Raw genomic sequence first — 18,234 nt, 5'->3', positions numbered from 1 at the left:
TGTGAGCCCTCATGGGCCGACGTAGTTCTCCGCGAACGTTGCCCGGTAGGCCGGCGACTCGGCCAGGTGCTCCAGCCTCGCCTGGGCCAACCGTCCGAAGAACGGCGAGCTCACATCGGTGTGGATCATGTTCACCATCCACTGGGAGAACTCCTGGGCGCGCCACACACGACGCAGGCAGTCCTCCGAGTAGGTCTTGAGACCGGTCTCGGATCCGGTCGCGTAGAACTCCGTCAGCGCACGTCCGAACGTTGCGGCGTCGTTCATCGCGAGGTTCATGCCCTTGGCGCCGACCGGAGTGATGATGTGGGCTGCGTCACCCAGCAGATACAGCCGGCCGTGCGACATGGGCTCCACCACGTGGCTGCGCATGTCCAGGACGCGCTTTTCGATGATCTTCCCCTCGGTCAGCGACCACGGGGAGCCCTGCAGTGCGAACCGCTTGTGGAGTGCTTCCCAGACCTGTTCGTCCGACCAATCTGACGCTTTGGTTCCGACCGGTACCTGGAGATAGAAGCGAGAAATGGTCGGGGACCGCAGCATGTGTCCCGCGAAACCGTCCTCGTGCAGCGCGTAAATGATGGCTTTAGTCGACGGAGGGGCCTCCGCAAGAATGGCGAGCCACTCGATTCCGTGGTGATGTGTGAATTCCGTGAGCACTCCTTCAGGAATGCTCGGACGGCATACTCCGTGAAACCCGTCACATCCCGCGACGAAGTCGGGCCTGACGGTCTCGCGTACCCCGTCTGCGCTGGTGAAGGCCACGGACGGCGTAGAAGACGTCAGATCCCGCAACTCCACGTCGCTGACCGAGAATCGGATGTCACCTCCGGCGTCCAGGAATGACCCGATGAGGTCCTTGACGACTTCCTGCTGGGGGTAGACGTAGTGCTGGCGGTCGCCATACAGGTCGCTGTACGCCACCTGGAACGCCTGGCCGTTCACGCGGAATTCACACGTTCCGTGACGGTCTGCTTCCATCAGCAAACGATCTGCCAGTCCGAGTGACTCCAGCATGGTTACAGAGCGATGTTCCAGGACTCCCGCGCGTGGCCGGGTTTCCACCTGGGTGCGACTAGCTTTTTCCAGGACGACGCAGTCGATACCTGACTGCTGGATCAGGTTTGCCAAGGTCAGACCGGCGGGCCCGGCGCCGACAATGGCTACAGCGCTCTTCAACTGGGTTCTCCTAGCCCTAGACCTGCTGTGCTTAGATGCTCACCGCAGGTAGTGGACTGGAACCTGCTCGTGTCGGTCAACTGGGGTCTTTTGGAGCAGCATCATTACTCTGAGTGGTTGACCGTCGCGATCTCCCCGCAACGACGACACCGCTCCGACAGGAGAGTGCTCCCGATGACTCGAAGAGTCCGCCGCATCGCCGTCCGTGGCATCGCCCTTGCCACGCTGCTCGCCACCGTGGCGAGTTGTGGCCTGCTCGGCGGCAAAGAGACCCCGGCCCCCGCCGACGCCAACGGCAACGGCCAGGTCGAGAAGGCCAAGATCACCCTGGGGGTCCTGCCGATCCTCGACGTGGCGTCCGTCCACGTGGCGATCAAGAAGAAGTACTTCGAGAAGGAGGGTCTCGAGGTCGAGCTCAAGACCATCCAGGGTGGTGCTCAGGCGATCCCCGGCCTGATCAACAAGGAGCTGGACTTCACGTTCGGCAACTGGGTCTCGTTCTTCGCCGCCCAGTCGAAGGACGCGGCCAAGGCGGTCGACGGCATCAAGCTCATCGCCGACGGCTACCAGGCAAAACCCGACATGTTCCTGATCTTGGCGGCCGGTGACTCGGCCATCAAGGGGCCGGCTGACCTCGCGGGCAAGACCATCGCGATCAACACGTTCAAGAACATCGCGGAGCTGACCGCGAAGGCGACGCTCGAAGCCGCGAACGTGGACGTCGGCTCGGTCAAGTTCAAGGAGATGCCGTTCCCGGACATGCAGGCGGCGGTCGCGAACAAGACCGTTGACGCGGCCTTCATGGTCGAGCCGTTCATCACCCGCGCACAGCGCGTCGCCGGGCAGATCAAGGTGCTGGACGCGGCCTCCGGCCCGACCGACAACATCCCGATCGCGGGCTACGCGACCAGCGGCGACTTCGCCAAGAACAACCCCAAGACGGTGGCTGCCTTCCAGCGCGCGATCGCCAAGGGTCAGGCCGACGCCGCCGACCGCCCCACGGTCGAGCCGCTGCTCGTCGAGTACGCCAAGGTCGACAAGGAAACCGCAGGTCTTGTCCACTTCGGCGCCTTCCCGACCACGCTCGACCAGACGCGGCTGCAGCGGGTCGTGCAGCTGATGCAGCGATACGGGCTGCTGGACAAGGAGCTCGACGTCAAGCCGATGCTCATCCAGCCTTCCGGCAGTTGACGAACAGCGCGGGTGGCTGTGATCACGCCGTGATCGCGGTCGCCCGCGCACATCGTTTCGTCCGTATGAATTATCGCTTGGGGGCCGTTTAGCCGCCCCGGTCAAAGTCGTTGATTCCAAAACCAGCTGTTTTGTCGTCCGAACGGCGGTATGAGAACAGCGTGTTTTACTCCAAGATCCACCAGGTTTGCAGCTATTAAACGGGGCGGGGAGTGTTGACGGTGCGCGGTCGTGAGGACCAGCGAGGCATCGACCGGTTCCGCCTACGCAACTGGCGGCTGCGGAGCAAGCTCGCGGTGGTGTTGTTGGTTCCGGCGTTGAGTACCGCGACTCTCGCGGGCCTGCGTCTGAACACCCAGCTCGACGACGTCGAGCTCTTCGGCACCGTCCAGCGCGAGCTTGCGGTGAGCCATCAGGCCGCGAAGGTGGAGAGCGCGCTCCAGGTCGAGCGCGACTGGGCAGTGCAGTGTGTGGCCGCCGGCAGGCAGAACGCGTGCCCCGAGCACGCCGCCCGCACCGGCCTCACGGACAACGAACTCGTCAGGTACCGGGAAGCGGGCTCGACGACCACGGCCTTGAGCGCGCCCCTCAACGAGGCGTTCACCAAGTCGCTGCAGTCGCTCGACGGACTCGCGGCCCTGCGCGTCACCCTGCTGAGCACCAAGTACCCCGACATCGCCGTCGTCGGTGCGTACAACCAGATCATCGCTTCGCTGAGCCAGGTGCACCGCGCCGCGATCTCCAGCCTGAGCGAGCCCGCGATCGTGCCGCTGGCCACCGCCGCGCAGGCGCTCTACCTCGCGCAGGAACAGCTCGGCCAGCAGAACTCGATCCTCACGTCCACCGCGCTGCGCAAGAGCTTCGCGCCCGGTGCCGCGGACGAGCTGCGGGCCGCGCAGTCCCGGCTGGACGCCGCGTTCACCGAGTTCAACGACGTGGCCTCGCCGGCGAACCGGCAGAAGTTCCAGGACGTCGTGTCCGGTGCGTCCGTGGACGGCCGCAACCGGCTGGTGAAGCTCGCGCTCGCGCAGGACGGTGAGCGCAAGCCGGTGTCCATCACGGACGCCGAGGTCCTCAAGATCGGTGAGGACACCGCGAACCTGGTTCGCGAGGTCGCGATCGAACTGGAGAACCAGGCCAACGCGACGACCACCCGGCTCGCCGGGCAGGCCCGCTCGGACGCCTGGCGCGACGCCGCGCTGGTCGCCATCTCGCTGCTGATCGCGTTCGGTCTCATGGCGATGGTCGCGCAGTCGATGCTGCGGCCGCTGCGCATCCTGCGCCGCAGCGCCCTCGACGTGGCCCGCAACCAGCTGCCCGACGCCATTCGCCGGATCCGTTCGCACCGCGACCCGGAACGCGCCGCGGAAGAGGCGATCGTTCCGGTGCCGCTCAACACCACCGAAGAGGTCGGCCAGGTCGCGCGGGCGTTCGACCTCGTGCAACGCGAAGCCGTCCGCCTCGCCGTCGAGCAGGTGGCCCTGCGCGCGAACGTCAACGACATGTTCATCAACCTGTCGCGGCGCTCGCAGGCGTTGGTGGAACGCCAGATCAGCGTGATCGACCGGCTGGAGCAGGACGAGCAGGACCCCGACCACCTCGCGTCGCTGTTCGAGCTCGACCACCTCGCCACGCAGATGCGCCGCAACAGCGAGAACCTGCTGGTGCTCTCCGGCACGACGGTCAACCGCCGCGTCACCCGCCCGGTCGCGATCGCCGAGGTGCTCGGCGCCGCGGTGTCCGAGGTGGAGAAGTACGCACGCGTCCAGATCGCGCCGACGCCGGACCTGATGGTGCAGGGCCGCGTGGTCAACGACCTCGCGCACCTCATCGCCGAGCTGCTCGACAACGCGACGGCGTTCTCCAAGCCGACCACCAAGGTCACCGTGCGCACGATCGAAACCCGCAAGGGCGAGGTCGCGATCCGCATCCACGACCGCGGTGTCGGCATGCAGGAGGACGACATCGTCGAGTCCAACGCGAAGCTCGCCGAACCGCCGGAGGTCGACGTCTCCGTCGCCCGCGAGATGGGCCTGTACGTGGTCGGCCAGCTCGCGAAGCGCCACGAGATCCGGGTGACGCTGGCGAACAACGACGACATCGAGGGCGGTGTCACCGCGCAGGTGATCCTGCCGATCACGTTGCTGCACAAGGGAGCGGCGCCCGCGCTGCCCCTGCCGGCCGCCCCGGTTCCCTCCGCGGCCGAGTCGACCGGGGTCGAAGGCCTCGCCGGTGTGCCGAAGTGGACGCCGGAGCACCCGGTCGTCGTGCCGTCCCAGGCCAACGCCGAGGAGAACTCCGGCCGGCACCGGATCGAGCAGACGTCCGCGGACGGACTGTTCACCGCTCGGATCGAGGCGAGCGAGGAGTCCGGAGAGGACGGTTACTCCTACGAGCCGCCGATCGAGCGCCCGGCCGAACCGGCCACCGAGATCTTCCCCGCGATCTCCGACGACGAGCTGGAGATCTCCCACGACGCGCTGTCGCGGTGGTTCCAGACCCCCGCGGCCGATGTACCAGCCGCACGCTCCACAACGGACACTCCGGCACCGCAGCCGGACCGCACCGAGGAAGAAGACGCGGAACCCGCGACGGTGAACGGCCTGCCGAAGCGTCAGCGTTCCGCGGACACCGTGAAGATCGAGGCACCAACGGCGGTGCCCCGCGCGGTCGCCGACTTCGCCGAGTCCGACTGGGGGACGGCGGACGAGGGCTGGCGCGCAGCAGGCGCGCTGGACAAGGGCGCACCCGCGCAGACGACGGAGAACGGCCTGCCCAAGCGCGTCCCGAAGGCGCGCCTGGTGCCCGGCTCGCTGCCGAAGCCGTCGTCACCGGCACCCCAGCTGGCGACCGCCGCTGCCATCCCCGGCCGGTCAGCCGACCGGTTGCGCCAGCGGTTCGCCACGTACCAGAAGGGTGTCCAGATGGGCCGTGAGTCGCTCTTCGACTCGGCGGTCGGAGGCATCCCCGTGATCGCAGAAAGGGAACACCAGTGACCACCGCGACTGAGGAACTGGACAACTTCAGCTGGCTGGTCGAGGACTTCGTCAGCAGGGTCGCCGGTGTCGCGCACGCGATCGTCGTCTCGGCCGACGGACTGCTGCTCGCATCGTCGGACCGCCTGCCGCACGACCGCGCGGAGCAGCTCGCCGCCGTGTCTTCCGGCCTGGTTTCGCTGAACCTCGGCGCGGCGCGCTGTTTCGAAGCGGGTGAGGTGAAGCAGACTGTCGTCGAGATGGAACGGGGCTACCTTTTCCTGATGTCCATCAGCGACGGGTCGTGTTTGGCCGTGCTCGCCGCACCCAACTGCGACATCGGGCTCATCGGTTACGCGATGACCCGGCTGGTGGAGCGGGTCGGTCTCCAGCTCACGCCGGAGATCCGTGCTCAGCTGCACGTTTCCATGAGAGCCTGAGTAGAGAGAAGTTCCCATGAGCAACGGTGCTCCGGGTCGTCCGGGGTCACCTGGGGTTGACCTGAACGCGATGTCGGCGAAGATCGTCGTCGCGGGTGGGTTCGGCGTCGGCAAGACGACCTTCGTCGGGTCGGTCTCCGAGATCACCCCGCTGACCACCGAGGCCGTGATGACCCAGGCATCGGTCGGTGTCGACGACCTGTCCGTGGTCCCTGACAAGGTCACCACCACGGTGGCCATGGACTTCGGGCGCGTGTCGTTGGACAAGGACCTGATCCTGTACCTGTTCGGCACGCCCGGACAGCACCGGTTCTGGTTCATGTGGGACGACCTGGTGCGCGGCGCGATCGGCGCCGTCGTCATGGTCGACACCCGCCGCATCGACGAGGCGTTCGCGCCCATCGACTTCTTCGAGGACCGCGATCTGCCTTACGTGATCGCGGTGAACTGCTTCGACGGCCTGATGCACCACCGGGCCGAGGAGGTGCGGGACGCGCTGACGATCCCGTCCTCGGTGCCGATCATTCCGTGCGACGCGCGGAACCGGCAGTCGACGAAGCAGATCCTGATCGCGTTGGTCGAGCACGCGCTGCGCCAGCCCTCGTTCGCCTGAACCGCCCTCGCCTGTTGACGCCTTCTGGACCATCAGATCCAGAAGGCGTCAACAGTTATGCCCCTCTTCCGGTGGCGGCCTGTTCGTGGTCGCAGGGCACGAAACCGCAGCACGGACGGGTTTCCCGGCGAGGTCTCTGGACCGTGTCAGCGGCGCTTCACACTTGACTCTTCTTGTGCCCCAACGCCGCAGCGATACAGTCGGGGAGCAATTACCCTGCATTGCAAGGAGATTCCTGTGTCCCTGCGCAAAACAATTGCCGTGGTCGCCAGTGCCGCCGCCATGTCGGTCGGCCTCATCGGCACCGCGGAAGCCGCGCCTCGCACGCTGTACTACAACTCGAACGGCGCCGCTGAGTTCAAGGCGGCCGTCGACGCGGGTGCGAACGTGTGGAACCAGGCCATCCCGAACACCGTGAAGCTCGTGAAGCGGACGAGCGGGTCCGTCAACATCACCATCGTCGCGGACAACGGCTGGCCGCGCGCCCAGACGACGAGCCTCGGCAACGGCCGGGTCTGGATGGGCCGGCAGGCCGTCACCGAGGGCCACCACGAGATCCGGATCGCGGCGCACGAGCTCGGTCACATCCTCGGCCTGCCCGACCGCAGGACGGGGCTGTGCACCGACCTGATGTCCGGTGCCAGCGCCGGCACATCGTGCGAGAACGCCCAGCCGAACGCCAAGGAGAAGGCCGAGGTCGTGAGGAACTTCGGCGGCAGCGTCACGGTTCAGGCCACGACGTTCGAAGACGCCGCTTAGTTGATCCGTGAGTGGTTGTGGTCTCCCTGACGGCCACAACCACTCACGACACCACCAGGTCCACGCCGAGCGCCTTCAGCTCGTCCGGATCGCCGGGTCCGCCGATCACGTGCACGCCCGCCGAGCGCACCAGCGGCACCATCAACGCCAACCCTTGCCGCGCAAGCCTTTCCGACGGTGGCCGCGCCAGCCGCACACCCCACACCGGACTGCGGTCCACAGTGGACAGACCGCCGAACCCGCCGCCGAACTCGTGCAGCAGGACGTGCACGCCCATGTCGTGCAACACCTCGAGGTTCTCCTCGCCCTCCGGCATCGCCCGTACGTCGAGCGCCAGGAACAGCGAGGAAGCCGGGAACGCGCAGGCCCGCAGGTTCGACCGCACGTGCGCCGCCAGGTCCGGATCCCTGGACTGGTCGCGGGACAACCGGATCAGCACCGGCTCCCCGCGCGAACACGCGTCGTGCAACACCAGCTGGCCGGCCCGCGCGGCCAGGCCGAGAGCGTCCGCGTAGGTGGCGACCTCGTCGTGCCCGGTCGTTCCCCACCGCAGCGAGGCCTCGACGAAGGCCAGGGATCCCGAAATCCACGACACCGGCGCGTACTCCACGGAGATCTCGCCGTTCTCGAAGGCACCGGGCATCGCCGCGATCCGGGCGAAACGAGCACGATCGGCGACGTCGGCCTCGTGGTCGTAGATGCCCCACTGTCTCTTGCCGCCGATCTCGGCCTTCCGCAACGTCGAATGCGCCCGCCGCAGCAGTGCCGTCGGATCCGTGCCAGGGCCCGCGGCGTGCACGAAACCGATCGACGTCGACACCGCGACGCCCGCACCCTCCAGGTACACGGGTTCGGACAGCTCGTCGTCGATCATCTGGGCCAGCGCGGCGACGTCCGGCGATCCCTTGATCAGCACGACGAACTCGTCACCGCCGACCCGCGCCACCACGGCGTCCGGCAGCACGACCCGCAACCGCCGGGCCACCTCGACCAGCACCGCGTCACCCGCCGCGTAACCGAGACCGTCGTTGACGATCGTCAGGCTGTCGACGTCCAGGTATCCCAGCGTGTGCGGCTGGCCGGTCGCGAGCGCGGACTCCAGCTTGTCGGCGAACGAGGCGCGGTTCGGCAGCCCGGTCAGCAGGTCCGTCAACGACTGGTGCCGCAACCACTCCTGCAACATCCGCTGCTCGGTCACGTCCTCGATCAGTGCGACGTGGAACTTCGGCAGCCCGTCCGACCCCCGCAGCACCGACAGCACCACGTTCGCCCACACCGTGTCGCCGTTGTTGCGGGTGAGTTCCCGCTCGCGCCGGTCGGTGTCCACAGAGGACGCGAGCATTCGCGCGCAGGCCGACGCCAGCGCCACCGCGTCCACCTCGGCGAACAGTTCCTTGGGCATCTCCTCGTGACCGAGGATCGCCGCCAGCGCGTCGTTCGCCTCCACCACCGCGCCCTGCAGGTCGAAGATCGCGATGCCCACCGCCGTCGACGCGAAGACCTGGGCGAACCGGGCCTCGCTGTCGTGCAGGTCGCGTTGCGCGTCCTCGACGGCCTTCAGCAACGAGTTCTTGACCTTCTCCTGCTCGGCGAACAACTGGTCGCGCGTCGCCCGCACGTACCCGGACGCCAGCGCGCCGAGCACCTCGGGAGAGAACTCCGGCGCCAGCACCTCCAGCGTGCACCGCAACGAGTCCGGGCCGGTGAAACGCTTGCGCACCAACCACTCGCCGACGGCCGCCCCCTGCCCAGCACGCAGCCGGGCGGTGTGTTCCTCGAGATGCTGCGTCAGCCTGCGCCGGGACATCGGCGAGTACGCGCTCTCGATCAGAACAGCCGCCCAGCGCTGTGCCAGGGGCGAGGTGGGCATCAGGGCTTACGACCCACCGCGGCGTAGAGGTTGGCCTTCGTCGGGTCCTCGCCGACGTCCTCCGGCGACTCCGGCCGCCACTCGGGCGTGAACACGATGCCGGGCTCCACGATCTCCAGTCCCGCCAGCATGTCCGCGACCCTGGCCCTGGTGCGCGGCGTGATCGGCTCCGCGGTCTTGGCGAAGATCTCCTTACCCGCCGCCATCGCCGCCGGCATGCTGTCCGCGGTGAAGTGCGACAGGGCCAGGTACGAACCGGACGGGAGCGCTTCGACGTATCGGGCCAGCACGCCCCACGGGTCGTCGGAGTCCGGGATGAACTGCAGCACGCCGACGACCAGCAGCCCGATCGGCTGCGAGAAGTCCAGCAGTTCCCTGGCCTGGGCGACGACCTTCTCCGGTTCGCGCAGATCGCCCAGCAACGCCGTCACGTTCGGCTCGTCGGCCAGCATCAGTTCGGCGTGCGTGATCGCGACGGGCTCGAAGTCGACGTACACGACCTTCGAGTCGGGAGCGACCTCGTGCGCCACCTCGTGCACGTTGCCGACCGTCGGAATGCCAGAACCGAGGTCCAGGAACTGCCGGATGCCGAGACCGGCGAGCTCCAGCACGGCGCGGCGCAGGTAGGCGCGGTTGAGCCGCGCCATGCCCCGCACCGGCAGCACTTTGATCAATGCTTCGGCCGTCTCGCGGTCCGCTTCGAAGTTGTGTCCGCCGCCGAGCAGGTAGTCGTAGATCCGGGCGGAACTCGGAACGTCGACGTTGACACCTTCCGGCACCCAGCTGACTCGATCGACCACAGCGGCACACCTCTCGAGATGCGAATTCTGAGCGTCGACAACCCTACTGGCCGCAGGTGTAGGCCGAACGAATGAATTCCACCATCACCCGAATGGTGAGTCAGAGGATAAACCAATCGGTGCAACCGTTTGCGAACCGGAACTTCACTGGTCCACGCGGTGCTGCCCCCATCACGAACATCCCCAGTTCGTCGACGTCCACTGTTTCGTGGTCACCCGACGGCGTCACCAGCGTGACCGATCCGGACGCCGGCATCAGCTGCCCGGTGAGCCCGGCCGCCGACACCTCCACCTGCAACGACACGCCGTCCGCGTCGAACACCAGCTGCCGCGTCGTCGAGGTCGACCTCGCCCTGGCGAACAACGTGTCGTCCAGCACGGAGTCGTACGACGTGATCAGCAGCAGTTCCTCGTCGATGTTCCGCCAGGTGAAGGCGGCCTTCGCGGCCTCCACGAACTCCGGCGGTACCTCCTCCGAAGGTGTGCTCAACGCGTCGCGCAAGGCGTCGAGCAGTACTTCGTCACTGTCCCAGTCGTGCCGCACCCAGCACACCTCCTCTCGTCTGCTGTGCAAGTCCCTTTTTGGCAGACCCCAGGAAGGTCGAGACCGCAGGAGTCTTGCGCAACTTCTCCAGACAACGGATCCGCGTCGGGCCGATGCTGCCGACCGGCATCGCGAGCTCTTCGCTCACGACCTGGTAGCTCGGCGGCGGATCGGTCATGAGCTTCGTCAGCAACCGCTTGCACTGGTCCGTGAGCTCGGCGAACCCGTCCCGCAACGCCTGCCGCCGTTCCACGGCCAGCAGCTCCGACTCCACGTCCGCGTCCACCTGTTCCGACTCCAGCGCGTCGGACTCGGACAACGGGTCGTAGAGGTGCGTCCGCTGCTGCACGCGCAACACGCGCAGACACTCGTTGCGGGTGGTCGTCATGATCCAGCCGGGCAGTGCCTCCGGCTCGCGCAGCCTGCCGATCTGCTCCACGAGCCGCAGCCACAGCGTCTGGTTCACGTCGGCAGCGTCCGCGGGGCGCAGCCGGTGCTTGTAGATCACCGACACCACCAGTGGCGTGTAACGGTCCACGATCTCGTTCCACGCCGACTGGTCGCCCTCGGCCGCCGCGCTCACGAGCGCGGCGATCGGGGATCCTGCGGTCACGTCGACTCCTTGCGGTCACAACTGGCGGAGGCGGAGGTTGCCTCCCAGATACAACTATTTGACGAAAACTCCGTAGCCGGGTGCGAACTCCGCGCCGCTCAACAGTTTGTCACGGGCCTGAGCTGCGGTGATGCCGTCGGAGACCATCGTCGCGGCGATCCGGCCGGTGACCAGGGGAGCGGCGAAGGAGGTGCCGTACCAGTAGGCCCACAGCGCGAACGGCGTCGCGGTGCCCTCGCCCGGCAGCTGCCACGCGCCCTTGAGGTAGGTCGAGGCCCGGTTGCCGATCGCGCACGCGTCGACCCAGTGGCCCCAGTTCGAGTAGAACGCGGGTGCGAGGGAACCGTCCCGCTTCTGCTCGGCGGCGGCGACGGCGGTGACCCCGCACAGCGCGGCGGGCCAGCTCGGCCGCTGGGTGCCCTGGTTGCCGGCCGAGGCGACCACGACGATGTCGTCGGGCAGCGCCTCGATCGTGCGCCGCAGCGGTTCGGACGCCACGTCGTCCTCGGTGAAGCAGCCCAGCGACAGGTTCAGCAAGTTGATCTTCTTCTTGCTCAGCTCGGAGATCTTGCGGCAGAGCCGTTCCTCGTCACCGAAGCCGTTCGAGTCGAGCGCGACCTCCGGGTCGAACGTGACGCCGGGCGCGGCGTTCTGGATCACGCCCGCGACGAACGTGCCGTGCCCGCCCTGCAATGCGAAGACGTCGCCGCTGCTGTAGGCGGGATCGACGTCGTCCTCCTCCTTGGCGTAGCGCTCGGCGAACCAGTCGGAGTGGTCGCTGTCGGCGCCGGAGGAGATGCCGGTGTCGATGATGCCGACCCGGACGTCCCGCAGCCGGTCGTCGGACTTGGGCGCCGAGATCGGCTCGGCGGGGTAGGGCCGGTCGCCCGGGTTGCCCATGATGAGGCCGCCGTGGCCGACAATCACGTGGTGCGGCTGCACGAGCGGCACCCGCTGATTAGGCCAGTTTCGTTGATCCCTCAACAAACGAACGATACGCGGAATGTCCTCGGCGTTGTTCGGCAGCGTCAACCGGGCCATTCCGGCGAATCCTTCGCCGGGTCGCGCGACGATGTTGTTTTCGCGCAGCTTCTCGATCACGCGTTGCTGATCCTCGGCGCTGACGAGCAGCTGGCCAGGCCGATAAAGGAATTCACGCCCGCGTTCGGCGTGGAAGCTGATGTTCTTGTCCTCGGCGATGAGCTGCAGAAAAGCTCTTTGGTAAAGCTCCGCGCTTTCTGGCGTTTTCGACACCACGGCCTCACTAAAGCAGCGTTGACGGGCACCCCGACCGAGCTTGATCAAGCTACCACAGCGGATAAAGTGACGCCGTGACCGACTTTTCTGCGGCGGACGCGCTGGAGGCCAGACAGCGCAACCCGCGTGCGGCCGTCGAGATGGCCCGCGCGGTCCTCCGCACCACGGAAGATCGCGCGGAATGGTCGATCGCCGAGCGCGCGATCGGTCTCGCGCTGCGCGAGATGCACGACTTCCCCGGCGCGGCTCGGCATCTGCGTCGCTCGATCAAGATCGCGAGCGACGCTTCGCTGCCCCGGCTGTCCGCATTGGCGCAAATGAGCCTGGCGTGGGTGCTCGTCTACACCGGTAAGCACAAGCAGGCGTTGAAGGCGCTCGACGACGCGATGCCGGAACTCGCCGGCGCCGACGCGGTGGCCGCGTTGATGCAGCGCGGCGTTGTCTTCCACTACCTGACGCGTCATGACGACGCCCAGCGCGACTACACCGCCGCCATCGCCGGTGCCCGCCGCGTCGGTGACAGGCTCGTGGAGGCACGGGCGTTGAACAACCGGGGCCTCGCGCGCGCGTACGTGGGCAACATGCGTGAGGCGTCGGCGGACTTCGCGCTCGCCGCCACGTTGCTGGGGGAGCTGGGGCAGGAGCTCGGGGTCGCGGACGTGCACTGGAACGCGGGCATCATGGCGACCCGCTCGGGTGACGTGCCTGCCGCGCTGACCCTGTTCGACAAGGCCGAGGAAGTGCACCGGCGGCTCGACGTGATGCGCCCGGTCCTGCTGGTGAACCGCCTGGAGCTGCTCGTCTCGGTGCCGCTGCTGGACGAGGCGCGCGCGGCCGCCGACCGGGCGATCATCGAGCTGAAGGCGTTGAAGAACCCCCTGGGCGTCTCGGAGGCGCTGTACTTCCGCGCCCGGATCGCCCTGCTGGACGACGATCCCGACGCGGCCAACTCGTTCGCCGCCGAGGCGCGCCGCCGCTTCCGCCGCGAGCAGAGGCTGTTGTGGGCCGCCGGTGCGCGCTATCTGGAACTGCACGCGGCGGTGTTGCGCGGCGACCGGTCCCGGCCGCTGCGGCTGGCGCTGTCCCGCGTCGCGGCCGAACTCGACGCGATGGACTGGCGGCTGCCAGCCCTGGAGGCGCGCATCGACGCCGGTAAGGTCGCCGCGGACCTCGGCCACCGCGCGCGTGCCATCGCGGAGCTGTCCGTCGCGGCGGCCGCGCGGTCGCGCGGACCGGCCGGGCTGCGGGTGCGCGGCTGGTACGCGGAGGCGTTGCGGCGCAAGCTTTCCGGTGACATCCGGGGCACGTCGTCGGCACTGCGTCGCGGGATCTCGTTGCTGGACGAGTACCGGGTGTCGCTGGGCGCGGCCGAGCTGCGGGCGTCGACGGGCGTGCAGGGGCAGGCTTTGGCGCTGGAGGGTTTGCGGCTGGCGGTCGCCTCGGGGAACGCGGCGCGCGTGCTGTCGTGGACCGAGAGCTGGCGCGCTGGAGCTTTGCGGATGAAGTCCGTGTCGCCGCCGGACGATCCCCGGCTCGAGGATGCACTGGCGTCGCTGCGAGCGGTGGCGGCGGACGTGGAGTCGGCGCTGCTGGCCGGGAAGCCGGCCGGTGCGTTGCGGGTGAAGCTGGTGCGGGCCGAGCAGCGTGTCCGTGACCTGACCCGGCAGATGTCCGGCGAGGTGTCGGTGTTCAAGCCGCCGTCGGTCGCCTCTCTGGGTTCCGCTTTGGGGTCGTCGGCATTGATCGAGTTCGTCGAGTACGACGGCGCGCTGATGGCGGTCGTGCTCGCCGATGGACGGGCTTCCTTGCATTCTCTGGGCGCTGTGGAGGGCGTGGTCCGCGAGATCCGGCTGCTCCGCTTCGCCCTGCACCGCCTGGTGACCCTGCCGCCACAGCTGCCGAACCTGGCCGTGGCCCGGTCTTCCGCTTCACACGCCGCTTCGCTTCTCGCCCAACGGTTGCTGGCGCCGCTGGTCGCACGCATCGACGGCCGGCCGTTGGTGGTGGTGCCGACGGGCGCTCTGAACGGCCTGCCGTGGGCGGTGCTGAACCGCCAGGTGACCGTCGCGCCGTCCGCCTCGGTGTGGCTGCGCGCCTGTTCCGTGCCGGACGCTTCCGGCGAGGCCGTGCTGGCGGCCGGTCCGCGGATGGCTGCTGCTCCTGCCGAGATCAAGGCGATCAGCGCGCACGTGCCGGGGCGGGTTCTCGTTGACTCGGAAGCGACTGTGAGCGCTGTTGCGTCCGCAATGGACGGTGCCGCCTTGGCCCACATCGCCGCGCATGGCTCGTTCCGGGTCGACAACCCGTTGTTCTCGGCCTTGGAGCTGGCTGACGGGCCGCTGACCGTCTACGACATCGAGCGGTTGCGGCAGCCGCCCACGGTGGTGGTGCTGTCGGCTTGTGACACCGGGCAGTCCGCCGTCCGGCCCGGTGATGAGCTGATGGGGTTCACGGCTGCCTTGCTGGGGCTGGGGACTCGTACGTTGATCGCGCCCGTGGTGCCGGTGCCGACGGACGGCACGGCGCCGGTGATGGTCGAGCTGCACCAGAAGCTGGCCGCTGGGATGGCGCCGGCCGAGGCTCTTGCCGCGGTGCAACGGGCCGCGGTCGACGACGCTGCTTATGCTGCGGCCGTGGGGTTCGTCTGCTTCGGCGCGGGGTGATCAGCTCGCCTCGATCGCGACGAGCCAGGCTTCCAGCGCCTTGAGGTTGGCCCTGGCGGTCGCGGTGAGGCGGTCCTCGGCGAGCGCCTTGCGCACGGTGTCGATCGCTTGCGGGCCGTACAGGCACCTCACCAGCTTGGTCGCGGCTGTAAAGCCCTTCCCCGCCATGTCTCCGTGCCGGCGCACGACGTCGCACCACAGCGTCGCCGCCTGCTGGAGCAGTCCCTGTTCGGCCAGGTGGTTCGCGACCGCCAATTTGCGCGCGACGCTGACGTTCGCGGCCAGCACCTGTTCCGCGATGAACGTCGCGACCGCGACACCGCCCACCTTGAGCAGGGTCTCGGCGCATTCCTCGACGTAGAGGTCGCCGAACGACCGGAGGAACGTCCGTTTCGCGAGGTCGATCGCTTCCTCGGCCCGCCCGGTGCGGTGCAGGACCGGCACGAGTTCCCGCGCGGCCGCGGTGTCGCTCTGGTCCACGATTTCGAGCGTGACCTCCAGCAAGCGTTCCGCCTCGTCCGGCACGTTCTTGAAGACCACGTCGCCGAGGCATCTCGCCAGCACCTCGCCGTCCACGGGAGTGCTGACCAGGCGTTCGAACAGCTCGGCGGCTCGGTCCCGGTGCATCAGCGGCAACGCCTCGGCCCAGTGCGCGGGCGGCCCGGCCCCGGCCCAGGCGTACACCTCCTCGCTGAACTCACCGAGGGTGAGCACGAGGCGAGCCGTCCGGCCGAACTCCCACCTGCCGACCGGCATTCGCGCCAGCGCGAGCCGGACGAGGTGATCGACATCGACACCTGCCTCCGCCAGTTCGCCGGCGATCGCGACGATCTTCCTGGGTTCCAGCGTGGCGCGCTTCGCCACGAGCTCGGTCACCAGCAGCGGCTCCGCTCCCGCGAGTGCCTGGCACGCTTCGAAGAAGTCGGCGTCGTCGACCGCGGGGTTCGTCGCGACGAGCCTGATGAGGTCGGTGGCGAGCTCGCCGTTGACGACCTTCAGCGCCTTGCCGACCACCAGCACCTGTTCCAGCGAGCCGGATTTCGCCCGTTCCACCACCGTCACCACGGCCGTGTCCCCACCGCAGGCGACCATCGCCTCGACGGCTCTCGTGAAGTCGTCGACTTCCGTGTGGGGCAGGGCCAGGACCCGTTCGGCGGCCCACAGGGCTTCCTCCACGCACCCTGCGCGGGCGGCCTGCTCGGCGATCATGCCCCAGCCGGGTGGTTCCTCGTCGGGGCTGCCGTGCAGCTGAGGCACGTGCGGGCTGTTCGGTGAGATCGAGGTGTCCGCCCGCATCCGCGCGACGAGTCCGCGCAGCAGGCGTGCGGCGGGCTCCCGGCGTTCCAGTTCCTTCAACAGGATCTGCACCGCCGCCATGACGACCACGTAGCTCTCGTGCTCTGCCCGGAGCAGGATGTTCTCCGCGAGTTCCGCGCCGTTCGGCAGGATCTCCGCGAGCCCGTTGGCGATGGCCCGCAGCGCCAGCGGGTCGTGGAGGTCGGCGAAGTCCTGCAGCCACTGAGCGGACTCGTGCTGGAATCCGAGGTGCCCGAGTGCGACCGCACAACAGATCCGCGTCGCCGGCGGCAGCTGTGGCTTGTCCCGCAACGTGTGCAGCGACTCGGTCAGCCGACCGGTGGGCTCGCCCGCCAGCCCTGCCAGCACCCGGCCGATCTTGAGCGCCGGTTCCCACGGCTCGTCGTAGGCGCCGATGCTCAGCACGAGTGACACCAACCGGTTCACCACGTGTTCGGCCAGATCCTCGTCCAGCGCGACTTCTTCGGCGAGCAGCTTGCCCGCCAGCAGCGCGTGGTCGAGACCACCGCTGGTCAGCCGGTGGAAGACCAGGTCGAGGTCGTTTCCGGGTTCCCTCCCCCACAACGCGAACGTGAACAGAACCGAGGTCTCGCGGGCGGGCTGCATCCCCTGATTCACCCAGTCGTCGAGGTCGGGGAAGTCCGCGGGGATCTTCGCCGCCCGATGCCGTGCCGCCAGGAACTCGGCGAACGAGTGGTGCAGAAACCGCAGTCCTTCATCGATCTGCACGAACAAACCGGTGCCCGCCAGGACGGTCAGCACGTCGCCGCGCTGACACTCCGACCACTCCACCGCGATGTCCAGCAGCGGGCGTTCGGACTCCAGGCGTTGGTGCGCCATGTGTTCGATGAGCGAGCGTCGGTTGGCGTGCAGGTCCTCGACCTGTTGAAGGCGTGTCGGGTTGTGTTGCAGCGACTGGCGGAGGTCCGCGAGGGTGTCGCGGCCGCTCGCCGTGTCCTCCAGCAGGTAGTTCATGAACCGCTCGTACAGGTCGACCCGGTTGTGCGGCAGCTTGCGCCGGGGCTCCAGGGTGTTCGCGATGGCCGCGATGGTGGCCAGCAACGGGTTGCTGACCAGCTCCCGCAGCCGTCCGTCGTGGACCTGCCGCACGAACTCCTCGGTGCGCGCGATGGCGCGGGTCGGGTCCTGGGCGCGGAACCAGCCCGCGGCGAACGCCTGCAGTTCGACCGGTCCGAACGGCTGGATCGTGTAGAGCTCGACCTGCGGCCCGTGGATCTTGCGCAGCTCGTCCGGGGGCAGCGGCCGGGTGGTGATCACCAGCCGGTGGTCGCTGCCACGCCGGATGCGGGAGGCGATCGCGTCGATGACGCGTTCGCGGCGCTCGGGTTCGGCGATCTCGTCGAGGCCGTCGACGAACACCAGCCACCTGGCGCCGAGCGCGCGTTTCGCGAACATCTCCGGCTTGAGCGGGGCGTTCAACCTGCGGTCACGCACCGCGCCGGCGAGAAGTTCGCTCCACGACAGCTCTTCCGCCAGTGCCTTCGCCGGGATGCGCAGCGGCATCACGGGTTCCGGCAGCGGTGGATCGGTGCTCGGGTCGAACCACTCGCTCGCGAGGCGCTGCACGTACATCTGGCCGAGCGTCGACTTGCCGGCGCCCGGCTCGCCGGTGATCAGCAGGTGCTTGCCGGTGGCGAGCGCTTCCTCGATCGGGACGACCCGTTCCACCGGTTCCGGTTTCGCCGGTTCCGGTTTGCGTTCACCGGGCTTGCGTTCGGGTTCCGGCTTGTCCGTGCGGACGCTCTGCTGCACGTAGACCTTGGTGAGCTCCGGTTGTTTCACGCCCAGCAGGCGGTAGGGGAGCGCCTCGGCCGCGTCGCGTTGCACGTGCAGGAGGTCTTCGAGTTCCGCGGTGAGGCTCGGGCGGTCCTGCCACGAGGTCAGCGGCGGGTGCGGCACCTCGTTGCCGTGCAGGTGCAGCTCGTGCGCCTGGAACACGTCGCCGTGCACGATGCTGCGGCTGAGCGTGTTCCGGCTGACCTCGTCGGGCAT

At 68.2% G+C, this 18,234-nt stretch carries 14 protein-coding genes; 7 read left to right on the top strand and 7 right to left on the bottom strand.

Annotated elements, in window-relative coordinates:
- Positions 1-9: 9 nt before the first annotated feature.
- A complete protein-coding gene (locus tag B0F77_RS34965) occupies positions 10-1,179 on the bottom strand; it encodes a 4-hydroxybenzoate 3-monooxygenase (RefSeq protein WP_086667309.1) in 1,170 nt (389 codons plus the stop codon).
- Between the two features lie 174 nt (positions 1,180-1,353).
- Between B0F77_RS34965 and B0F77_RS34960 the strand changes: the two genes are divergently transcribed.
- The 5 genes from B0F77_RS34960 (at position 1,354) to B0F77_RS34940 (ending at position 7,157) form a co-directional block, all read left to right on the top strand.
- Positions 1,354-2,370 carry an ABC transporter substrate-binding protein gene (locus tag B0F77_RS34960; protein ID WP_086667308.1) on the top strand — a complete coding sequence of 339 codons (1,017 nt, stop codon included), beginning with the start codon at positions 1,354-1,356 and terminating at the stop codon, positions 2,368-2,370.
- A gap of 221 nt (positions 2,371-2,591) precedes the next feature.
- Positions 2,592-5,366, top strand: a complete 2,775-nt coding sequence (locus B0F77_RS34955) for a nitrate- and nitrite sensing domain-containing protein (protein ID WP_245849042.1) — start codon at positions 2,592-2,594, stop codon at positions 5,364-5,366.
- Positions 5,363-5,785 (top strand): roadblock/LC7 domain-containing protein, encoded by a 423-nt coding sequence (locus tag B0F77_RS34950; protein WP_030468876.1) that lies wholly within the window; start codon positions 5,363-5,365, stop codon positions 5,783-5,785. The genes B0F77_RS34955 and B0F77_RS34950 overlap by 4 nt, the downstream gene beginning before the upstream one ends.
- 16 nt (positions 5,786-5,801) lie before the next feature.
- Positions 5,802-6,398 carry a GTP-binding protein gene (locus tag B0F77_RS34945; protein ID WP_086667306.1) on the top strand — a complete coding sequence of 199 codons (597 nt, stop codon included), beginning with the start codon at positions 5,802-5,804 and terminating at the stop codon, positions 6,396-6,398.
- A gap of 237 nt (positions 6,399-6,635) precedes the next feature.
- Positions 6,636-7,157, top strand: coding sequence for a snapalysin family zinc-dependent metalloprotease (locus tag B0F77_RS34940; protein ID WP_245849039.1), 522 nt, complete (start codon positions 6,636-6,638; stop codon positions 7,155-7,157).
- Positions 7,158-7,200: 43 nt separating this feature from the next.
- On the opposite strand, the gene B0F77_RS34935 is transcribed toward B0F77_RS34940, so the two are convergent.
- The 5 genes from B0F77_RS34935 to B0F77_RS34915 all read right to left on the bottom strand — a co-directional run bounded on the left by B0F77_RS34935 (position 7,201) and on the right by B0F77_RS34915 (position 11,884).
- Positions 7,201-9,027, bottom strand: a complete 1,827-nt coding sequence (locus B0F77_RS34935) for a diguanylate cyclase domain-containing protein (protein WP_086667305.1) — start codon at positions 9,025-9,027, stop codon at positions 7,201-7,203.
- Positions 9,027-9,827: an SAM-dependent methyltransferase gene (locus B0F77_RS34930; RefSeq protein ID WP_086667304.1), complete on the bottom strand. Its 801-nt coding sequence runs from the start codon at positions 9,825-9,827 to the stop codon at positions 9,027-9,029. The genes B0F77_RS34935 and B0F77_RS34930 overlap by 1 nt, the downstream gene beginning before the upstream one ends.
- Positions 9,828-9,927: 100 nt before the next feature.
- Positions 9,928-10,371, bottom strand: coding sequence for a hypothetical protein (locus tag B0F77_RS34925; RefSeq protein WP_086667303.1), 444 nt, complete (start codon positions 10,369-10,371; stop codon positions 9,928-9,930).
- Positions 10,349-10,984: an RNA polymerase sigma factor gene (locus B0F77_RS34920; protein WP_086667302.1), complete on the bottom strand. Its 636-nt coding sequence runs from the start codon at positions 10,982-10,984 to the stop codon at positions 10,349-10,351. Before B0F77_RS34920 ends, B0F77_RS34925 begins: the two co-directional genes overlap by 23 nt.
- 54 nt (positions 10,985-11,038) lie before the next feature.
- A complete protein-coding gene (locus B0F77_RS34915; protein ID WP_245849037.1) occupies positions 11,039-11,884 on the bottom strand; it encodes a S8 family peptidase in 846 nt (281 codons plus the stop codon).
- A 12-nt stretch (positions 11,885-11,896) separates the two neighbouring features.
- Here B0F77_RS34915 and B0F77_RS50100 point away from each other — a divergent pair, with 12 nt between their 5' ends.
- Together B0F77_RS50100 and B0F77_RS34910 are read left to right on the top strand one after the other, a co-directional pair.
- Complete coding sequence (locus B0F77_RS50100) at positions 11,897-12,319, top strand: hypothetical protein (protein ID WP_245849036.1); 423 nt, start codon at positions 11,897-11,899, stop codon at positions 12,317-12,319.
- Positions 12,316-14,904 carry a CHAT domain-containing protein gene (locus B0F77_RS34910; RefSeq protein ID WP_245849035.1) on the top strand — a complete coding sequence of 863 codons (2,589 nt, stop codon included), beginning with the start codon at positions 12,316-12,318 and terminating at the stop codon, positions 14,902-14,904. The genes B0F77_RS50100 and B0F77_RS34910 overlap by 4 nt, the downstream gene beginning before the upstream one ends.
- Here the strand turns inward: B0F77_RS34910 and B0F77_RS34905 are convergent, their stop codons facing one another.
- Positions 14,905-18,234, bottom strand: coding sequence for an NACHT domain-containing protein (locus B0F77_RS34905; RefSeq protein WP_086667301.1), 3,330 nt, complete (start codon positions 18,232-18,234; stop codon positions 14,905-14,907). It lies immediately after the preceding gene.

The organism is Lentzea kentuckyensis (assembly GCF_002150765.1).
GTDB lineage: Bacteria > Actinomycetota > Actinomycetes > Mycobacteriales > Pseudonocardiaceae > Lentzea > Lentzea kentuckyensis.
The sequence above is the reverse complement of the archived record's forward strand: the minus strand, read 5'-3'. Positions and strand labels throughout refer to the sequence as shown.

Bases quoted from the DNA above. Each gene is read 5' to 3' on its own strand.
- B0F77_RS34905 (WP_086667301.1), bottom strand. From the start codon at position 18,234: ATGCCCGACGAGGTCAGCCGGAACACGCTCAGCCGCAGCATCGTGCAC.
- B0F77_RS34935 (WP_086667305.1), bottom strand. From the start codon at position 9,027: ATGCCCACCTCGCCCCTGGCACAGCGCTGGGCGGCTGTTCTGATCGAG.
- B0F77_RS34915 (WP_245849037.1), bottom strand. From the start codon at position 11,884: ATGGGCAACCCGGGCGACCGGCCCTACCCCGCCGAGCCGATCTCGGCG.
- B0F77_RS34945 (WP_086667306.1), top strand. From the start codon at position 5,802: ATGAGCAACGGTGCTCCGGGTCGTCCGGGGTCACCTGGGGTTGACCTG.
- B0F77_RS34960 (WP_086667308.1), top strand. From the start codon at position 1,354: ATGACTCGAAGAGTCCGCCGCATCGCCGTCCGTGGCATCGCCCTTGCC.